At 70.8% G+C, this 18,256-nt stretch carries 14 protein-coding genes; 10 read left to right on the top strand and 4 right to left on the bottom strand.

The genetic code is table 11. The features are described 5' to 3' along the window. Positions 1–70: 70 nt before the first annotated feature. Positions 71–2,320, top strand: coding sequence for an MMPL family transporter (locus ACFVYE_RS29050; protein WP_389607668.1), 2,250 nt, complete (start codon positions 71–73; stop codon positions 2,318–2,320). Between the two features lie 95 nt (positions 2,321–2,415). Beyond that, entirely contained in the window at positions 2,416–3,489 is a 1,074-nt protein-coding gene (locus ACFVYE_RS29045; RefSeq protein WP_389607667.1) for a zinc-dependent alcohol dehydrogenase family protein, read from the top strand. 51 nt (positions 3,490–3,540) lie between these two features. Here the strand turns inward: ACFVYE_RS29045 and ACFVYE_RS29040 are convergent, their stop codons facing one another. The 3 genes from ACFVYE_RS29040 to ACFVYE_RS29030 all read right to left on the bottom strand — a co-directional run bounded on the left by ACFVYE_RS29040 (position 3,541) and on the right by ACFVYE_RS29030 (position 5,486). Further along, positions 3,541–3,738, bottom strand: coding sequence for a helix-turn-helix transcriptional regulator (locus ACFVYE_RS29040; RefSeq protein ID WP_383965314.1), 198 nt, complete (start codon positions 3,736–3,738; stop codon positions 3,541–3,543). Between the two features lie 257 nt (positions 3,739–3,995). Next, positions 3,996–4,505, bottom strand: a complete 510-nt coding sequence (locus ACFVYE_RS29035) for a peptidoglycan-binding protein (RefSeq protein WP_383965311.1) — start codon at positions 4,503–4,505, stop codon at positions 3,996–3,998. 54 nt (positions 4,506–4,559) lie between these two features. After that, positions 4,560–5,486: a sugar phosphate isomerase/epimerase family protein gene (locus tag ACFVYE_RS29030; RefSeq protein WP_389607666.1), complete on the bottom strand. Its 927-nt coding sequence runs from the start codon at positions 5,484–5,486 to the stop codon at positions 4,560–4,562. 132 nt (positions 5,487–5,618) lie between these two features. On the opposite strand from ACFVYE_RS29030, the gene iolC reads away from it, so the two are divergent. The 8 genes from iolC (at position 5,619) to ACFVYE_RS28990 (ending at position 17,286) form a co-directional block, all read left to right on the top strand. Beyond that, a complete protein-coding gene (gene iolC, locus ACFVYE_RS29025; RefSeq protein ID WP_383965305.1) occupies positions 5,619–6,620 on the top strand; it encodes a 5-dehydro-2-deoxygluconokinase in 1,002 nt (333 codons plus the stop codon). Then, complete coding sequence (locus ACFVYE_RS29020) at positions 6,617–7,552, top strand: deoxyribose-phosphate aldolase (protein ID WP_383965302.1); 936 nt, start codon at positions 6,617–6,619, stop codon at positions 7,550–7,552. Before iolC ends, ACFVYE_RS29020 begins: the two co-directional genes overlap by 4 nt. Then, complete coding sequence (gene iolB / locus ACFVYE_RS29015) at positions 7,549–8,430, top strand: 5-deoxy-glucuronate isomerase (protein WP_389607665.1); 882 nt, start codon at positions 7,549–7,551, stop codon at positions 8,428–8,430. The genes ACFVYE_RS29020 and iolB overlap by 4 nt, the downstream gene beginning before the upstream one ends. Further along, positions 8,427–10,316, top strand: coding sequence for a 3D-(3,5/4)-trihydroxycyclohexane-1,2-dione acylhydrolase (decyclizing) (iolD, locus tag ACFVYE_RS29010; RefSeq protein WP_389607664.1), 1,890 nt, complete (start codon positions 8,427–8,429; stop codon positions 10,314–10,316). The genes iolB and iolD overlap by 4 nt, the downstream gene beginning before the upstream one ends. 12 nt (positions 10,317–10,328) lie before the next feature. Next, positions 10,329–11,828: a CoA-acylating methylmalonate-semialdehyde dehydrogenase gene (gene mmsA, locus ACFVYE_RS29005; RefSeq protein ID WP_383965294.1), complete on the top strand. Its 1,500-nt coding sequence runs from the start codon at positions 10,329–10,331 to the stop codon at positions 11,826–11,828. A gap of 223 nt (positions 11,829–12,051) precedes the next feature. Further along, positions 12,052–12,516 (top strand): acyl carrier protein, encoded by a 465-nt coding sequence (locus tag ACFVYE_RS29000; protein ID WP_383965291.1) that lies wholly within the window; start codon positions 12,052–12,054, stop codon positions 12,514–12,516. 5 nt (positions 12,517–12,521) lie between these two features. After that, positions 12,522–15,653 (top strand): type I polyketide synthase, encoded by a 3,132-nt coding sequence (locus tag ACFVYE_RS28995; protein WP_389607663.1) that lies wholly within the window; start codon positions 12,522–12,524, stop codon positions 15,651–15,653. A 64-nt stretch (positions 15,654–15,717) separates the two neighbouring features. Beyond that, positions 15,718–17,286, top strand: coding sequence for a long-chain-fatty-acid--CoA ligase (locus ACFVYE_RS28990; RefSeq protein WP_383965285.1), 1,569 nt, complete (start codon positions 15,718–15,720; stop codon positions 17,284–17,286). Between the two features lie 39 nt (positions 17,287–17,325). On the opposite strand, the gene ACFVYE_RS28985 is transcribed toward ACFVYE_RS28990, so the two are convergent. Beyond that, on the bottom strand, positions 17,326–18,108 hold the full coding sequence (locus tag ACFVYE_RS28985; RefSeq protein ID WP_389607662.1) for a thioesterase II family protein: 783 nt from the start codon (positions 18,106–18,108) through the stop codon (positions 17,326–17,328). Positions 18,109–18,256 lie beyond the last annotated feature (148 nt).

Below are 18,256 nucleotides of genomic sequence, written 5' to 3'. Positions count from 1 at the left end.
GCTGCCCTGCGCGGCCACCCCGTGTGGCCGTCTCGCGCCGCCGGATCTGGGGGGAAGGGGACACCGCGCCATGCCTGAAGTCAACAGTCCGGAGCGTCTGGGGGGCTGGACCCGCTTCGTCACTGCGCGGCCACGGCTCGCGCTGCTCGCGGCCCTGGTCATCACGGCGCTCGCCGTGTTCGCGGGGAGCGGGGTGGCCGACCGGATGGGCAGCGGCGGCTGGGAGGCCCCGGACGCCGAATCGACCTATACGACCAAGGCGCTGGAGCGTGAGTTCCCCGCATCCCAGCCGAATCTGCTGCTGCTCGTGGACAGCGGCAGCGCATCGGTCGACGATCCCGCGGTGGCCGCCGAGGCGGCCCGGCTGACCGAGCGGCTGGCCGGGGAGAAGGACATCACGGGCGTCGGCTCGTACTGGCAGAGCAAGGCACCCGCACTGCGTGCCGAGGACGGGCGGGAAGCGCTGATCGCCGCCCGGATAGAAGGCGACGACAAGGCGATGGGCGAGGTCCTGGACCGGATAGCCCCCGCATACCGTGGTGCGCACGGCCCCGTGGAGGTCTCGGTCGGCGGCCCGGTCGCCGTGCGGCACGAGATGCAGACGATCATCCAGGAGGACCTGCTGCGGGCCGAGATGATCGCCCTGCCGGTGACGCTCGTGCTGCTGGTCATGGTCTTCGGCAGTGCGATCGCCGCCCTGCTGCCGCTCGGCGTGGGCATCGTCGCGATCCTGGGGACCAACGCCGTGCTGCGCGGCATCACCGAATTCACCGACGTCTCGGTCTTCGCCCAGAACCTCACCACGGCCCTCGGCCTCGGACTCGCCATCGACTACGCGCTGTTCATCGTGCGCCGGTTCAGGGAAGAGCTCGCGGCCGGGGCGGACACCCGGGCGGCCGTGGGGGCGACGCTGCGCACCGCGGGGCGCACGGTGCTGTTCTCCGCGCTGACCGTTGCGGTTTCGCTCGCCGCGATGCTGGTCTTCCCGCAGTACTTCCTGCGCTCGTTCGCCTACGCGGGGATCGCCGTGGTGCTGCTGGCGTCTGCCGCCGCACTGATTCTGCTCCCGGCCGCGCTGATGCTGCTCGGATCACGGGTCAACTCCCTGGATCTGCGCCGACTGCTGCGACGGGGGGACGGGCGCACGGGCGGGCCCGTCCAGCTGTCCGCGTCCGACGCAGCCGAATCCGGCAGCGGGTGGGGCCGGTTCGCGGCCCTCGTGATGCGTCGGGCGCCGGTCTTCGCCGCCGTCACCACCGTGGGTCTCGTCCTGCTCGGACTGCCGTTCCTCGGGGTGAAGTTCGGTACGGCGGACGACCGCCAGCTGCCCGCGACCGCCGAGTCGCATGTCGTCCAGCAGCACATCCGGGACGGCTTCCCCGGCAGCCCGGGCGGCGGCCTCGAAGTACTCGCGGAGGGTGCGGCGACGCCGGCCGAGTACGCCGAATACCGCAGCAGGATCGCCGGCCTTCCCGGTGTGCTGCGGGTCGACGGGCCGGTCACGACGGGGCGGTTCGCCTACTTCAGCGTGCTGCCCGACGGTGAGTCCGTGGGGGAGGAGTCCCAGCGGCTCGTCCAGGACCTCCGGGCCGAGCCCGCCCCCTTCGACACCTCGGTGACGGGCACGGCAGCCGTTCTGGTCGACTCCAAGCACGCCATTGCGGACCGGCTGCCCTGGGCAGTGGGCATCATCGTCGTGGTGACACTGCTTCTGGTTTTCCTGCTCACCGGAAGCGTGCTGATCCCCCTCCAGGCGGTCGTGCTCAACGCGCTGAGTCTCACGGCAATGTTCGGAGCGGTCGTCTGGGTCTTCCAGGACGGGCATCTGTCCGGACTGCTCTCCTTCACCAGCACCGGGGACATAGAGACGACACTGCCGGTGCTGATGTTCTGCGTCGCCTTCGGACTCTCCATGGACTACGGGGTCTTCCTGCTCTCCCGGATCAAGGAGGAGTACGACCGCACCGGGGACCACGAGCGGTCGGTGACCTTCGGGCTGCGGCACACCGGCGGGCTGATCACCGCGGCAGCCGTGATCCTGGCGGTGGTGATGGTCGCCATCGGTACGTCACGGGTGGCCAACACCAAGATGCTGGGCCTCGGTATCGCCCTGGCTGTGCTGATGGACGCCATGGTGGTGCGCAGCCTGCTGGTTCCTTCCGTGATGAAGCTGATGGGCAAGGTCACCTGGTGGGCACCCGCTCCGCTCCGGGCCTTCCACCGGAGGTTCGGCCTGAGCGAAGGGGAGTCCGCGCCGCTGCCGGTCGAGGAGCTGTCGGAGGTTGCCCCGGAGCGGGACAAGATCACCAGCGGAGCGTAGATTCGGCCGCCCGGACGACGGGTGCGGAGCGCATCGCGGCGCGGACCGATCAACGGCGCGCAGCGGACAACGGGGCTGAACGAAGGGCTGGGCCGATGCGAGCAGTGGTGTTCGAGGAGTTCAAGCAGGACGCCCGGGTGCGGGAAGTGCCGGACCCGAGCCCTTCCGGCCAGGGCGTCGTGGTCCGCGTCGAGGCCACGGGGCTGTGCCGCAGCGACTGGCACGGCTGGATGGGCCACGACCCCGACATCACCCTGCCTCATGTGCCCGGTCATGAACTCGCCGGTGTGGTGGAGGCGGTGGGGAGCGGTGTCGTCAACTGGCGGCCCGGCGACCGGGTCACCGTGCCCTTCGTCTGCGCGTGCGGCCGTTGTCCCGCCTGTGCGGCCGGGGCCCAGCAGGTCTGCGAGCGGCAGACCCAGCCCGGCTTCACCCACTGGGGCTCGTTCGCCGAGTACGTGGCGCTGGAGCAGGCTGACGTCAATCTGGTCTCCGTGCCCGAGGGCCTGTCCTTCGCCACGGCGGCCGGTCTGGGGTGCAGGTTCGCCACGGCGTTCCGGGCGGTCGTGGCTCAGGGGCGGGTGGCGCCGGGCGAGTGGGTCGCGGTGCACGGCTGCGGAGGGGTCGGGCTCTCGGCCGTCATGATCGCGGTGGCCTGTGGGGCCAGGGTCGTCGCGGTCGACGTCTCGGCGGGCGCTCTCGAACTGGCGCGGGCGTTCGGCGCGGTGGAGTGTGTGGACGCGTCCGCGCACCCGGGCGGGGCGGACGAGGCGGTACGCGAACTGACGGGCGGCGGGGCCCATCTGTCTCTCGACGCGTTGGGCTCTCCGGTGACCTGCGCCGCCTCGGTGCGGAGCCTGCGCAGGCAGGGCCGCCACGTGCAGGTCGGGCTGCTGCCCACGTCGGCCGGTGACCCCCTCGTGCCCATGGCGCGGGTGATCGGCCTGGAGCTGGAGATTCTCGGCAGTCACGGCATGGCCGCGCACGCGTACCCGCCGATGATGGACATGGTCCTGGCCGGCACCCTGCGCCCCGACCTGCTGGTGACCTCCACCATCGGCCTGGACGCGGCCCCGGCGGCGCTCGCCGCGATGGGGGCGGTGCCCGGGGCAGGGGTGACGATCATCCAGCCGTCGAGTGGAGGGACGTACACCCCGGCGAAGGAGTGAAGCCCCGTACGGCGGCAGGTGGGAGTCGTTCCCCGTACGGGGCCGGAGGTGTCAGTCCCTGCGCCCTCGGTTGCCGGGTCTTGCGGCGACCCAGGCGCGGATGGTGTCCGCGTACCAGTAGGGCTTGCCGCTCTCCACGTGGTCGGGTGACGGGAGGAGGCCGTGTTTGCGGTAGGAGCGGACGGTGTCCGGCTGTACCCGGATGTGCGCGGCAATGTCCTTGTAGGACCAGAGTCTTCTGTCCGTCATGGATGACACCTCTCTGCACCGCAGCGGCAGCCGGGACGGCCGTCGGGGGAGCTGCGGCACGGACGCTGACGATCACTCAGCCTGCGCCCGGTGCAACGACAGGGGGTGAGTTCCGGGGAGGGGCTGTCGAGCGCCTGTGACGGAAGACCCGCGTAACGGAGACATGTGTGACGAGGAGGTGATCTCTGTTACAGAAGGCGTTACAGAAGGCGTGCATGGCGCCCAGGGGATACGGGAGAGGGGGCCGGTATGCCGGGTTACACCGGCGGATAGGGGAGAGGGGTCGTGCGGGTCGGTCCCGCGTGCCAGAGTGCCGACCAGGTGGCCGGGGTGACCAGGCCGTCCGGCACGAGCGGCGGGTTGTCCGCCTGGAAGCGCTGTACGGCGAGGAGGGTCTGCGGTCCGAACGTTCCGTCGACCGCTGACCACGGCAGATAGTGGCGGTTGGCCAGCATGCACTGCACCTGGGAGACCCGCTCGCCCTGCTCGCCGTACACGGTGAGCCCGTCGCCGTCGTAGAAGACGCAGACCGCGCTGGAGCCGGGCGGTGGCGGCGGGTTGTGCTCGTCGGCCGGGGCGCCCGGGGCAGCGGCGAGGGCGGCGGCCAGGACGACGGCGGTCAGGGCCGAGGCAACGGCCGTCCTGCGGGACGACAACATCTTCCGGATCATGGCGAGTTGCTCCTGGTGCGGTGGTGGTGCGGTGGTGGTGCGGTGGTGGTGCGTGCGGTGGTGGGGCGCGGCCGGGGCCGCGCACCGGTTTCTCATCGAGGACAACACCGTGTACCGCCACTACGTCACTTCCCGGGGCCGCTCGGCGTGTCAGGGAGCCCGGTGCGGGCTGCCGCAGGAGCGGAGGAAGTCCCGGGTGCGGCGGGCGATGGGAAAGGGCTTGTCGGGCGGGCAGGGATACATGTCCTGCTCGACGATGGCGAAGAGATCGACGTCCAGCTTGCGGGCGGCTGCGAGTACGGGCTCCAGCGCGGGCACCCCGCCCGGCGGTTCGCACATCACTCCGCGCGCCACGGCGGGGCCGAACGGCACTTCGTCCGCCACGACTTCGGCCAGGATCTCCGGGTCGACCTGCTTGAGATGCAGATAGCCGATCCGTTCGCCGTAGGTCTCGATCAGCTTGACGCTGTCGCCGCCGCAGTAGGCGTAGTGGCCGGTGTCGAGGCAGAGCGAGACCAGTTCGGGATCGGTGGCGTCGAGGAAGCGGTCGACGTTCTCCTCGCTGTCGATATGGGTGTCGGCATGCGGATGGACGACGATGCGCAACCCGAAACGGTCCCGCACCTCGCGGCCCAGCCGCTCCGTCTGGGTGGTGAGGCTGCGCCACTGCTCCGCGGTGAGGCAGCGGTCCTCCAGGACCTCGCCGGTCTTGTCGTCGCGCCAGAACGACGGGATGACCACGAGATGCCCGGCGCCCATCGCCCGGGTGAGTGCCGCGATGTCGGCGACATGCGCCCAGGTCCGGTCCCAGACGTCCGTTCCATGGTGCAATCCGGTGAAAACGGTCCCGGCCGAGACCGTGAGCCCGCGGCGGCGGGTCTCGTCGGCGAGGCGGGCCGGGTCGGTCGGGAGGTAGCCGTACGGGCCGAGCTCGATCCACTCGTAACCAGCCGCCGAGACCTCGTCGAGGAAGCGCTGCCAGGGCACTTGCTGCGGATCGTCGGGGAACCACACACCCCACGAGTCGGGTGCCGAACCGATACGGATACGGGCCGGGGTCAATGCGGAGGAGGTCATGCGGCCCAGCCTCCCGGCCCGGGGGACGAGTGTCAATCATTCGTCCTTATGTCCGGACAAAGCATTGACAGGGTTCCGGGGGAGGGCTAGACCTGGGAGCAGCTGCCCCGGTCGCCGGTCGAAGGGATGCATATGCCTGAGCTGTACGACGTGATCACCATGGGCCGGATCGGTGTGGATCTCTACCCCCTGCAGACCGGTGTGCCGCTGGCCCGGGTCGAGACATTCGGGAAGTTCCTCGGCGGCTCACCGACCAATGTCGCCGTTGCGGCAGCCCGGCTCGGCCGGCGGACCGCCGTGGTGACCCGCACGGGCCGGGATGCCTTCGGGGAGTATCTCCACCACCAGTTGCGGGAGTTCGGGGTGGACGACCGGTGGGTGACGCCCGTCGACGCGTATCCGACACCGGTCACCTTCTGCGAGATCTTCCCGCCCGACGACTTCCCGCTCTACTTCTACCGGCAGCCCAAGGCCCCCGACCTGGAGATCCACGAGTCGGAGCTGGACCTCGACGCGGTGCGGTCCGCCCGGGTCTTCTGGATGACGGGCACCGGTCTGTGCGCCGAACCGAGCCGCACATCGACCCTCGCCGCCCTGCGCGCCCGCGACCGTTCCGGCATCACCGTCTTCGACCTCGACTGGCGCCCGATGTTCTGGGACACCACAGAAGAAATGCCCGGGACCGCGTCCAATCCCACCGCCCGCTACCGCGAGGCCCTCGCCCATGCCACCGTCGCCGTCGGCAACCTCGACGAATGCGAGATCGCGACCGGCGAGCGCGAACCGTACGCGGCCGCCCGCGCCCTGATGGCCGCGGGCGTCGAGCTCGCCGTCGTCAAACAGGGCCCCAAGGGCGTACTCGCCGTCCACCGCGACGGCACGGTGGCCGATGTGCCGCCGCTGCCCGTCGAGGTCGTCAACGGCCTCGGTGCCGGTGACGCCTTCGGCGGGGCGCTCTGCCACGGGCTGCTCGCAGGGTGGGAGACCGAGCGCATCATGCGGTACGCCAACGCCGCCGGCGCCATCGTTGCCTCCCGGCTCGCCTGCTCGTCCGCCATGCCGTTCCCGTACGAAGTCGAAGCGGCCCTGACCGAAGGTGCCGTCACCTCCCGCCCCACCGGAGCCACCCCATGACACCCCCGGCCTCCTCGGTCTCCGAACTCGTCCAGCTGCGCATGCGCCACCCCGAGGCCATCGCCGAAGCCGCCGCGCGACGCCGCAGACGCCCCCTCGTCGGCAGCGGCGGCCGCCTGATGATCATCGCGGCGGACCATCCGGCCCGTGGCTCCCTCGCCGTCGGTGACCGCGAACTGGCCATGGCCAACCGCTTCGAGCTCCTGGACCGGCTCTGCCTCGCCCTCTCCCGTCCCGGCGTCGACGGCGTTCTCGCCACCGCCGACATCCTCGACGACCTGCTGCTCCTCGGCGCACTGGAGAACAAGGTCGTCGTCGGCTCGATGAACCGCGGCGGACTCGCGGGCGCCGCCTTCGAACTCGACGACCGCTTCACCGGCCACCGCCCCGAGGACCTCGCCCGGCTCCGCTTCGACGCGGGCAAGCTGCTGCTCCGTATCGACTACGACGACCCCGGCTCGCTCGACACCATGCACGCCACCGCCCGTGCCATCGACGCCATGGCCGCGCGCCGGCTGCCCGTCTTCGTCGAGCCGTTCCTCTGCCGCCGTATGGACGGCCACGTCCGCAACGATCTCGGCGCGGAGGCGGTCACCACCTCGATCGCCATCGCCTCGGGGCTGGCCGGGACATCCGCGTACACCTGGCTCAAGGTCCCCGTCACCGAGAACCCCGACGACATGGCCCGGGTGATGGAGGCTGCGACGCTGCCCGCCGTGCTGCTGGGCGGCGAGGTGGGTGACGACCTGGACGGCGCGTTCGAGAAGTGGCGCACGGCGCTGCAACTGCCGACCGTCCAGGGCCTGGTGGTGGGGCGTTCGCTGCTCTACCCGGCCGACGGTGAGGTTGCCGCGGCCGTCGACACGGCCGTATCGCTGCTGGAGCCGAGAGGAACGGGCGGGGACCGGGTATCAAGTAGGGAATGGGTATGACGACGCACAACGAACCGCGGTACCACCTCGGCGCCGGGAGCGCGGCGAGCGGCCCCTACGCCCTCGACATCGACCCGAAGCGCGCCGGCTGGGACCGGTCGAGCCTGCGTGTGCTGGAGCTGGGGCCGGGCGGAGTTCACACGCTTGTCACCGGGGAGAGCGAATGGATCGTTCTGCCGTTGACCGGTGGCTGTACGGTGCACACCTCAGATGAGATCTTTGAACTGCTGGGCCGGGAAGGCGTGTTCAGCGGGGTATCCGACTTCGCGTACGTACCGCGTGACGCCCATGCACAGATCGCCTCCGGCGCAGGAGGCCGCTTCGCCCTGGCAGGAGCGAAGTGCGAGCGACGACTCCCCGCTCGCTACGGCCCCGCGCCGGAGGTACCCGTCGAGCTGCGCGGCTCCGGGAACTGCTCCCGTCAGGTCAACAACTTCGCCGCCGCCGACACCTTCGAGTGCGACCGGCTGATCGCCGTCGAGGTACTCACCCCGGGCGGCAACTGGTCGTCCTACCCACCGCACAAGCACGACGAGCACCGCCCCGGCATCGAGTCCGTGCTGGAGGAGATCTACTACTTCGAGGTGGAGAACGACGGCCTCGGCTACCACCGTGTGTCGCCGTCGAGGGACGGCGGTACGGATGTCCTCGCCGAGGTCCGCAGCGGCGACGCGGTCCTCATTCCCGACGGCTGGCACGGCCCGTCCATCGCCGCACCCGGCTGCACGCTCTACTACCTCAATGTGATGGCGGGCCCGGGGGAGCAGCGGGAGTGGCTGATCAGCGACCACCCCGACCACGGCTGGATCCGCGACACCTGGCCGTCGCAGCCGGTGGACCCCAGACTCCCGCTCTACGGACCGGAGGCGACCTCGTGAGCGCACCACGCACCCGCAGGCTCACCACCGCCCAGGCCCTGGTGTCCTTCCTGTCCCGCCAGTACACAGAGCGCGACGGCCGGCGACAGCGCCTGATCAGCGCCACCTGGGGCATCTTCGGCCACGGCAATGTCGCCGGAGTCGGTCAGGCGCTCGTCGAGTCGGGCCGGGCGATGCCCTATCTCCAGAGCCGCAACGAGCAGGCCATGGTGCACGCCGCCGTCGGCTACGCCCGCCAGTCCGGCCGGCTCTCCGCGCACGCCGTCACCACCTCCATCGGCCCCGGCGCCACGAACCTCGTGACCGGCGCCGCCCTCGCCACCATCAACCACCTCCCCGTCCTCCTCCTGCCCGGGGACATCTTCGCGACCCGGCCCGCCGACCCCGTGCTCCAGCAGCTCGAAGTCCCGTCCGCGGGTGACATCTCGGTCAACGACTGTCTGCGTCCCGTCTCCCGCTACTTCGACCGGATCACCCGCCCCGAGGCCCTGATCCCGGCCGCACTCCAGGCCATGCGGACCCTCGCCGACCCGGCGGAGACCGGCGCGGTCACGCTCGCGCTGCCGCAGGACGTGCAGGCGCAGGCGTACGACTGGCCGGAGGAGTTCTTCGCCGAGCGCATCTGGTACGTACGCCGGCCGGCCCCCGATCCGCACGAGCTCGACCGGGCGGTGCGGGCCGTGCGCAGCGCCCGTCGGCCGCTGATCGTGGCGGGCGGCGGCGTCCATCACAGCGCGGCGGAGGAGACCCTCGCCGCGTTCGCCGCCGCCACCCGTATCCCCGTCGCCTCCACCCAGGCCGGCAAGGGCGCCCTGCGTCACGACCACCCCGCCGACGTCGGCGGCATCGGCCACACCGGCACCGCGACCGCCGACGAGCTGGCCCGCACCGCCGACCTGGTGATCGGCATCGGCACCCGCTACTCCGATTTCACCACCGCCTCCGCCACACTCTTCTCCGACCCGGCCGTCCGCTTCCTCAATCTCAACATCACCGGCTTCGACGCACACAAGCTCGGCGCGCTCCCGCTCGTCGCCGACGCCCGCACCGCCCTCGGAGCCCTCACCGCCGCGCTCGCCGCACGCAGCCACCGCGTCGACCCGTCCTACGAGACCGAGTACACCGAGGCCAAGGAGAAATGGGAGCAGCGCGTCACCGCCGCCTTCACCGCCGACGACCCGCACGCCCGCCCCACCCAGGCCCAGGTCCTCGGCCTGCTCGACGCCCTCGTCACCGAGGACGACATCCTGATCAACGCGGCCGGATCGCTCCCCGGTGACCTGCACAAACTCTGGCGGGCCCGCTCCCCGCACCAGTACCACGTCGAATACGGCTACTCCTGCATGGGCTACGAGATCCCGGCCGCGATCGGGGTCCAGCTGGCCGCCCCCGACCGCCCTGTCTGGGCCCTCGTCGGCGACGGCACCTATCTGATGAATCCCACCGAGATCGTCACCGCGGTGCAGCAGGAACTTCCCGTGAAGCTGGTCATCCTGCAGAACCACGGCTACGCGTCCATCGGCGGCCTGTCCGAGACGGTCGGCGGTGAGCGCTTCGGTACGGCCTACCGCCACCGTGCCGCGGACGGCGCCTTCACCGGCCCCCCGCTCCCCGTCGACCTCGCGGCCAACGCCGGCTCGCTGGGGATGCGGGTGCTGCGCGCCAAGACCGTGCGTGACCTGCGCGAAGCCCTTGCCGAGGCGCGCGTCGCGGACCGTCCCACTTGTGTCTACGTCGAGACCGAAACGGCAGACACAGTGTCGGGCCCCCCTCCGGCGCAGGCGTGGTGGGATGTTCCCGTAGCCGAAACGGCCACCCGGCCGTCGGCCGTGAAAGCCCGGGAAGAGTACGACCGTCACGTCGCCGACCGACGCCACCACCTTTGAAGGAGTTCTGTCATGAAGACCGTCAACCACTGGATCGGTGGCAAGACCGTCGAGGGTGCGTCGGGCAACTACGGCCCGGTCACCGACCCGGCCACCGGCGCCGTCACCACCCAGGTCGCGCTCGCATCGCTCGAAGAGGTCGACGCCGCAGTCGCTGCCGCCAAGGACGCCTACGCCACCTGGGGCACGTCCTCGCTGGCCGCCCGCACCGCGGTCCTCTTCCGCTACCGCGCGCTGCTCGACGCCCACCGCGACGAGATCGCCGCGCTGATCACCGCCGAGCACGGCAAGGTGCACTCGGACGCGTTGGGTGAGGTCGCCCGCGGTCTGGAGATCGTCGAGCTGGCCTGCGGCATCACCACCCAGCTCAAGGGCGAGCTGTCCACCCAGGTCTCCAGCCGGGTCGACGTCTCCTCGATCCGTCAGTCGCTCGGTGTCGTCGCCGGTATCACCCCGTTCAACTTCCCGGCCATGGTGCCGATGTGGATGTTCCCGCTCGCCATCGCCTGCGGAAACACCTTTGTGCTCAAGCCCAGCGAGAAGGACCCGTCGGCCGCCAACCTGCTGGCCGAGCTGGCCGCCGAGGCCGGTCTGCCGGACGGCGTGCTGAACGTCCTGCACGGCGACAAGGTCGCCGTCGACGGCCTGCTCAGCCACCCCGACGTGGCCGCGGTCTCCTTCGTCGGCTCCACCCCGATCGCCCGCTACATCCACGCCACCGCGTCCGCCAACGGCAAGCGCGTCCAGGCACTCGGCGGCGCGAAGAACCACATGCTGGTGCTGCCGGACGCGGACCTCGATGCCGCGGCCGATGCCGCCGTCTCCGCCGCGTACGGCTCCGCCGGTGAGCGCTGCATGGCGATCTCCGCGGTCGTCGCGGTCGGCTCCATCGCCGACGAGCTCGTCGCCAAGATCAAGGAGCGCGCCGAGAAGATCAAGATCGGCCCCGGCAACGACTCGACGTCCGAGATGGGCCCGCTGATCACCGCCGCCCACCGCGACAAGGTCGCCTCCTACGTCAAGGGCGCGGCCGCACAGGGCGCCGATGTCGTCCTCGACGGCACCGGCTTCACCGTCGAGGGCTTCGAGGACGGCCACTGGATCGGCCTCTCCCTCCTCGACAACGTGTCCACCGACTCGGACGCGTACAAGGACGAGATCTTCGGCCCGGTCCTGTGCGTCCTGCGCACCGAGACGTACGAAGAGGGCATCGCCCTCATGAACGCCTCGCCGTTCGGCAACGGCACCGCGATCTTCACCCGTGACGGAGGCGCCGCCCGCCGCTTCCAGCTGGAGATCGAGGCCGGCATGGTCGGCGTCAACGTGCCGATCCCGGTGCCGGTCGGCTACCACTCCTTCGGTGGCTGGAAGGACTCCCTCTTCGGCGACCACCACATCTACGGCAACGACGGCGTGCACTTCTACACCCGAGGCAAGGTCGTCACCACCCGCTGGCCGGACCCGGCCGACGCCCCGGCGGGCGTGGACCTGGGATTCCCGCGCAACCACTGACCCACTGCCCTTCTGCACCGACGGCCCGTACGGAAGCTGTATCCGTACGGGCCGTCGCCATGCCCGCGGCACCCCCGCTGACGTGCCGCTGACGCCGGGGGCACATGCCCGTACCGCCGTTCCGACGGCGCTGGACTGCTCTCGTGCTCGTCGACTGGAATGGAGCAGGCACCCACGAAGCGCGGTACGGGGGCTCTTGCGGAGGCTCGACCTGGCGGAGGCGATGGCAGTGAGTGCGGTGGACGAACGCCCTTCGGGGCCCGAGACGGTGGGCACTGCCACGGTTGTGGACGACCTGCTCGATCTGCCCCGGTCCGAGCGACGGCAGGCCTTGGAGGATCTCGTCGTCGCCGAGTTCAAGATCGTGCTTCTCATGGACGACGATGACGAACTCCCCTTGGACGAGAGCTACTTCGACCTGGGGCTCACCTCGCTGACGATCACCGATCTGAAGCAGAGCCTGGAGTCGATGATCGGACACGAACTCAGCGCGAGCCTGCTGTTCAACAGTCCCACCGTGGGTCAGCTGATGGACCACATCTGCGACGAGCTGCTCCCCGGCCTCTTCCGCCCCGCGAACGGGGCCGCATCCGCGAACGGGCCCGCACCCGCCGCTGCCCGCCGCTCGGTGGACCCTTCGGCGGACGCGCTGGTCGATGAAGCCCTCAAGAACCTCTACCAGGGGTAGGAGACATGGCGGATCTGGACGACGCGACCACCGGAAGTGCCCTGAAGCAGGCTCACGAAGAACTGCGCAAGCAACGCGAACTCCTGAAGGAGCTGCTGCAGGAGAAGTACGAACCGATCGCGATCGTGGGCGTCGGTCTGCGCTTTCCCGGCGGAAACAACTCCCTGGAGGAATTCACCGAGTTCCTGCGCGAAGGACGCAGCGCCATCGGGCCGTTCCCGAAGGACCGCTGGGACGTCGAGGCATACGCGTCCGGCGAGGGCCGCGGCGTCATCCGGACCTCGGGCGGTGGCTTCCTCGACGGGCTCGAACGGTTCGACCCCAAGTTCTTCAGGACGGCCCCCGCCGAGGCGCACTGCCTGGACCCGCAGCAGCGGCTGGTGCTGGAGACCGCGTGGGAGTCCCTCGAACACGCGGGGATCGACCCGACCGCGCTGCGGCACGGCAACGGCGGCATCTACGTGGGGGCCAGCTCCCTCGACTACGTGATGGAGATGGACGAGCTCGGCGACGACGAACTGGACGGCCGGATCGCGGCCGGTGTCTCGCACTCGGGCATCTGCGGCAGACTCTCGTACTTCCTCGGCTGGCGCGGCCCTTCCATCACCGTGGACACCGCCTGTTCGGCCTCCCTCGTCGCACTCCACCTCGCCGTCCAGGGGCTGCGCCGCCGCGAGTGCGACATCGCCCTGGCCGGCGGGGTCAACGCCATCCACCACCCCCGCAGTACCGCGCTCTTCTCCGATCTGAGCGCGCTCTCGCCCGACGGCCGGTGCAAGACCTTCGACGACACGGCCGACGGCTACGGCCGGGCCGAGGGCTGCGGCATGATCGTGCTGAAGCGGCTGTCGGACGCCCGTCGCGACGGCGACACCGTGCTGGCGCTCGTCCGAGGCAGTGCCGTCGGGCAGGACGGGGAGAGTGCCGGGCTCACCGTGCCCAACGGTGCGGCACAGGAGGCCCTGTTACGGAGGGCGCTCGGCAGCGCCCGGCTGGAGCCCGGCGACATCCAGTACGTGGAGGCGCACGGCACCGGAACCCCTCTTGGGGACCCGATCGAGATCGGTGCGATCAGCGAGGTCTTCGCGGACTCGCACAGCAGGAACGATCCGGTGATCGTCGGCTCGTCCAAGACCAACATCGGACACATGGAGCCGGCCGCGGGGATCGGCGGAGTCATCAAGGCCGTCGCCCAGCTGCGGAGCGGCGAGATCTTCCCCCACCTCAACTTCGGGAAGCCGTCGACACGCATTCCCTGGGAGGTCTCGCCGGTCGAGATCCCCACCGAGACCCGCCCCTGGAAATCCGGCACCCGACGGGCGATGGTCAACTCCTTCGGCTTCGCAGGCACCCTGGCGTCCGCCGTGCTGGAGGAGGCTCCCGCAGGTGCGGACGGTCCCGCCGGCGAAGAAGCCGAGCAGGCCGGGGACGCGAGGGACGCGCACCGCGACAGCGGCCATGTCTTCACGCTGTCCGCCAAGTCGGCCCGCTCGCTCGCCTTGCAGATCGAGCGCTACCAGCGACTGCTGGCCGACCGCCCCGACCTTCCCGTCGCCGCCATCTGCTACACGGGCAACACCGGGCGTGCCCACTTCGACCACCGGATCGCCGGAGTCGTCCGCGACCACGCCGGCCTCTCCGCGCTGCTCGCCGACCGGGCCGCCCGGTCCGCGACGGCCGGGCCGGAGGCCGTACGCAAGGCGGTCTTCCTGTTCACCGGGCAGGGCGCACAGCACCCGGGCATGGGCCTCGCCCTGTACGGGCGCCACCCGCTGTTCCGCCGGACCGTCGACGAGCTGGACGAACTCTTCACCCCGTATCTGGGCCGCTCCATCAGGGAGCTGATGTTCGGCCGCACCGAGGACGCCGGAGAACTGCACCGCACCCGGTACACCCAGCCCGCCCTGTTCGTCCTGGAGTACGCGCTGGCACGGCTGTGGCTGTCCTGGGGCGTGCGGCCCTCGGCCGTCATCGGACACAGCATCGGTGAGGTGGTCGCCGCCGCTGCCGCCGGCCTCTTCAGTGTGGGCGACGCGGTCCGGCTGGTCGCGGTCCGGGCCCGGCTGATGGACTCGGTCACCGCCCCCGGAGGCATGGCGGCCGTCGGGGCGGACGCACAGACGGCGACCGCCCTGGTGGAGCCGTACGACGACCTCGCCGTCGCCGCATACAACGCGCCCACGCAGTGCGTCATTTCGGGAGGCTCCGCTTCGCTGGACGAGGCGACCGCCCAGCTGTCCGCCAAGGGCGTGCGGGTCAAGCGGCTGCCCGTCTCGCACGCCTTCCACTCGCCGCTGATGCGCGAGGTCACCGAGGAGTTCCGCGCGGCTTTCGACGACATCGCCTTCCACGAGCCCGAGTTCACCCTGATCTCCAACCTCACGGGCCGGGTCGCCAGGTGGCGGGACATCTCCAAGCCCGACTACTGGGTCCGGCACATCGCCGAACCGGTGGATTTCGCGGCCGGTATGCGGACCGTGGCCCGGCGCGGCAGGCACGCGTACATCGAGATCGGGCCGTCCGCCACGCTGTCCTCGCTGGCCCGGGAGAACCACGACGCCCCGGGCGACACCTGGCTGACCAGCCTGCGCCCCGCTCGGCAGGACGACCTGGCACTGCTGTCCTCGGCGGCCAAGCTGTACGCCGCCGGATACCCGGTGTCCTGGTCCGGCTTCCACGCGGAGCGGCGGATGCGCCGGGTGGTCCTGCCGGGCTACGCGTTCGACCGTCAGGAGTACTGGCTCCGGTCGGCGAACCCCCGCCGCCCCGCGCCCCGGACCGGAGCGGACGCACAGCCGCGCACCGCCCCGGACGCCCCCGCGGCCCGCCCTGTCGCCACCGCCCCCGCGGATCTGGACACCGAGCGGCTGCTCTCCATGGACCAGGGCGAACGACTCGCCGCCCTCACCGGACACATCCGTGCGCTGATGGCCGCCGAGCTGCAGTTCGACGACCCCGCGGAGATAGAGCCCGGTGCGCACTTCCTCGACCTGGGCCTCGACTCGCTGGCCGCAGCCCGGCTCAGCGGGCAGCTGGGCACGGCCCTGGGCCGCAGGACCACGGTGTCCGAGGTCATGGACCACCCCAGCGCACGTTCCCTGGCCGAGTTCGCCGAGCAGCGGCTGACCTCGGACTGAACCCCGTGCCGCACACGGCCGGGGCCCGACCTCCGGATCAGCCGGACCTGTTGATGGAGAGACCATGGACGAGGCCACGCCAGAGACACTCGCTGCCATCCCCGGACATCACGCCGCCGTCCGGCCCGATCACGTCGCCATGATCCACCTCGGCACCGAGGTGACGTACGCCGAACTCGACAGCGAGAGCAATCGCGCCGCGCACGCCCTGCTTGCCGCAGGGCTCGCTCCCGGCGACCGGGTCGCGTTCCTCGGCATGGAGTCGCAGTACTACTACGAGATCGCCTTCGCCTGCGCCAAGAGCGGCACCGTCCTGGTGCCGGTCAACTGGCGGCTCACCGAGAGCGAGGTCGAGCACCAGCTGCGGGACTCCTGCGCCCGGCTGCTCTTTGTGGAGGAGGAGTACCGCGCCACCGCCGAGCGGATCGAGGCCGAGCTGCCGGAGCTGAAATGCGTAGTCGGCATGGACACCGGCGGGCGGCGCGGCGCGGGCTTCCTGGACTGGAAGTCCGCCTTCCCGGACACCGGCACCGGGTACCGCCCCGATCCCGCCCAGCCCGTCGCCCAGATGTACACGAGCGGCACCACCGGGCTGCCGAAGGGGGTGGTCCTGCCGCACCGCAGCTTCTTCGCACTGGGCCGGGCCATGGACGACAACGGTCTCGACTGGGTGGACTGGAAGCCGGACGACAAGAGCCTGATCGGGCTGCCGGGACTGCACATCGCCGGGCTCTCCTGGTCCATGCAGGGCTTCACCGCAGGCGTGACGAACGTGATCATGCGGATGTTCGTCGCCCAGGACGCGGTCGCCCTGATCCGGGACGTGGGTGTCACCACCACCTTCGTCGCCCCGGCCATGCTTCAGATGATGCTGGCCGAACCCGCCGCGTCCAAGGAAACCTTCGCGACACTGCGCAAGGCGGTCTACGGCGGCTCGCCGATCGCCGAGGAGCTGCTGGTCCGCTCCATCGAGGTGCTGGAGGCCGACCTGGTGCAGGCGTACGCCGCCACCGAGACGGGCAACGCGGTGGCCCTGCTGCCGATGCCCGACCACATACCGGGAAGCCCCCGGCTGCGCGCCGCCGGACGTGCCTGCCCGGGGGTGGAGATACGGATCGTCGCCGACGGCAGGACCTGTGCCACCGGTGAGACCGGCGAGGTGTGGGTGCGGTCGCTCGCGGTCATGCTGGGCTACTGGAACCTGCCGGAGGCCAGCGCGCAGACCCTGGCGGACGGCTGGCTGCGGATGGGCGACGCCGGCTATCTCGACGAGGACGGCTATCTCTACCTCTGCGACCGGATCAAGGACACGATCATCGTCGCGGGGGAGAACGTCTATCCCGGCGAGGTCGAGGAGGCACTCGGCAAGCACCCCGCGGTGGCCGAGGTGGCGGTCATCGGGGCCCCGCACCCCCGCTGGGGCGAGGCGGTGCACGCCTGCGTGGTGCTGCACGAGGGAATGCGTGCGACCCCGAGGGAGCTGATGCTGTCCCTGAAGGGGCGGATCGCCGACTTCAAGATCCCCGTCCGGTACGACTTCCTGGACGGCCTGCCCCGCAATTCGACCGGCAAGGTACTCCGTCGAGAACTGCGGGACCGGTTCTGGGCGGGACGGGCCAGCAAGATCCACTGATGTCGGGCGGCGGCACCGGCACCGGAACCGCTGCCGGTGTCAGCCCCGTCGCGGGCCCGCCGCGCCCCGCCGCAGCCGGCGCGCCAGGTCCGCGGCCACCGCCATGGCGTGCTCGTAGATGTAGAAGTGACCGCCCGGCAGCTCGTTGAGCCCCTGGAACGCGTCCGCCCGGTCGGCCCAGGCACCCATGGCACCCGCTCCCAGGAGCGGGTCGGACGCCCCGCCGTAGGCCACGACCGGACAGTCGACCCGCGCGCGGTCGTCCGTATAGCCATTGACCACGGTGAAGTCGGCGCGCAGCGTCGGGAGTACCAGGTCGAGCAGCTCGCGGTTTCCGGTGACCTCCGGCGGCAGACCCCCGAACTCCCCGACACGGGCGAGGAATTCCTCGTCGGAGAGCTGTGCGACGGGCACCGGGCTCGGCCGGTGCGCGCTCCCCTCCCACCCCGAGACCGCGAGCAGAGCGGGAGCGGGGGCACCGTCCTTCTGCAGGGCGAGGGTCAGCCGGTAGGCGATCAGCGCGCCCATGCTGTGCCCGAAAAAGGCGAAGCGCCGTCCGTCGAGGTCGTCCTCCAGGGCCTCGTACACGGCCTCGACGAGTGTGTCCAGATCGGTGAACGCGGGTGTGGAGCGGCGGTTCTGCCGGCCGGGCAGCTGGACCGCGGCGACCTCCACGTCGTCGGGCAGCATCTGTGCCCAGCGGGCGTACGTCGCGGCCGATCCGCCCGCGTGGTGGAAGACGTACAGCCGGCACGCCGCGTCGGGCCGTGCCCGGCCGGTGTGGAACCAAGCGGCGCCGAGCCCCGCGTTCTCCTGGACCATCTGCCCCTCCCGCGCTTGTGCCGCAATGGGCGAGGACCCTGCCGCGGCCCCGCCTCGCGTCCGTACCGCTCGACGCTAGGCAGCGGGCGGTGGCCCGGACAATTACCTGGCAGGTAATCGACACTGTTGCCGCCGTGCGCGGAAGGTG

The sequence above is a fragment of the Streptomyces sp. NPDC058239 genome, from assembly GCF_042882185.1.
In the GTDB taxonomy this organism is placed as follows: Bacteria; Actinomycetota; Actinomycetes; order Streptomycetales; family Streptomycetaceae; genus Streptomyces.
This window is presented reverse-complemented; position numbering and strand designations above follow the sequence as displayed.

Bases quoted from the DNA above. Each gene is read 5' to 3' on its own strand.
- mmsA (WP_383965294.1), top strand. From the start codon at position 10,329: ATGAAGACCGTCAACCACTGGATCGGTGGCAAGACCGTCGAGGGTGCG.
- iolC (WP_383965305.1), top strand. From the start codon at position 5,619: ATGCCTGAGCTGTACGACGTGATCACCATGGGCCGGATCGGTGTGGAT.
- ACFVYE_RS29000 (WP_383965291.1), top strand. From the start codon at position 12,052: ATGGCAGTGAGTGCGGTGGACGAACGCCCTTCGGGGCCCGAGACGGTG.
- ACFVYE_RS28995 (WP_389607663.1), top strand. From the start codon at position 12,522: ATGGCGGATCTGGACGACGCGACCACCGGAAGTGCCCTGAAGCAGGCT.
- ACFVYE_RS29040 (WP_383965314.1), bottom strand. From the start codon at position 3,738: ATGACGGACAGAAGACTCTGGTCCTACAAGGACATTGCCGCGCACATC.
- iolB (WP_389607665.1), top strand. From the start codon at position 7,549: ATGACGACGCACAACGAACCGCGGTACCACCTCGGCGCCGGGAGCGCG.
- ACFVYE_RS29035 (WP_383965311.1), bottom strand. From the start codon at position 4,505: ATGAGAAACCGGTGCGCGGCCCCGGCCGCGCCCCACCACCGCACGCAC.
- ACFVYE_RS29020 (WP_383965302.1), top strand. From the start codon at position 6,617: ATGACACCCCCGGCCTCCTCGGTCTCCGAACTCGTCCAGCTGCGCATG.
- ACFVYE_RS28990 (WP_383965285.1), top strand. From the start codon at position 15,718: ATGGACGAGGCCACGCCAGAGACACTCGCTGCCATCCCCGGACATCAC.
- ACFVYE_RS28985 (WP_389607662.1), bottom strand. From the start codon at position 18,108: ATGGTCCAGGAGAACGCGGGGCTCGGCGCCGCTTGGTTCCACACCGGC.
- ACFVYE_RS29030 (WP_389607666.1), bottom strand. From the start codon at position 5,486: ATGACCTCCTCCGCATTGACCCCGGCCCGTATCCGTATCGGTTCGGCA.
- ACFVYE_RS29045 (WP_389607667.1), top strand. From the start codon at position 2,416: ATGCGAGCAGTGGTGTTCGAGGAGTTCAAGCAGGACGCCCGGGTGCGG.
- ACFVYE_RS29050 (WP_389607668.1), top strand. From the start codon at position 71: ATGCCTGAAGTCAACAGTCCGGAGCGTCTGGGGGGCTGGACCCGCTTC.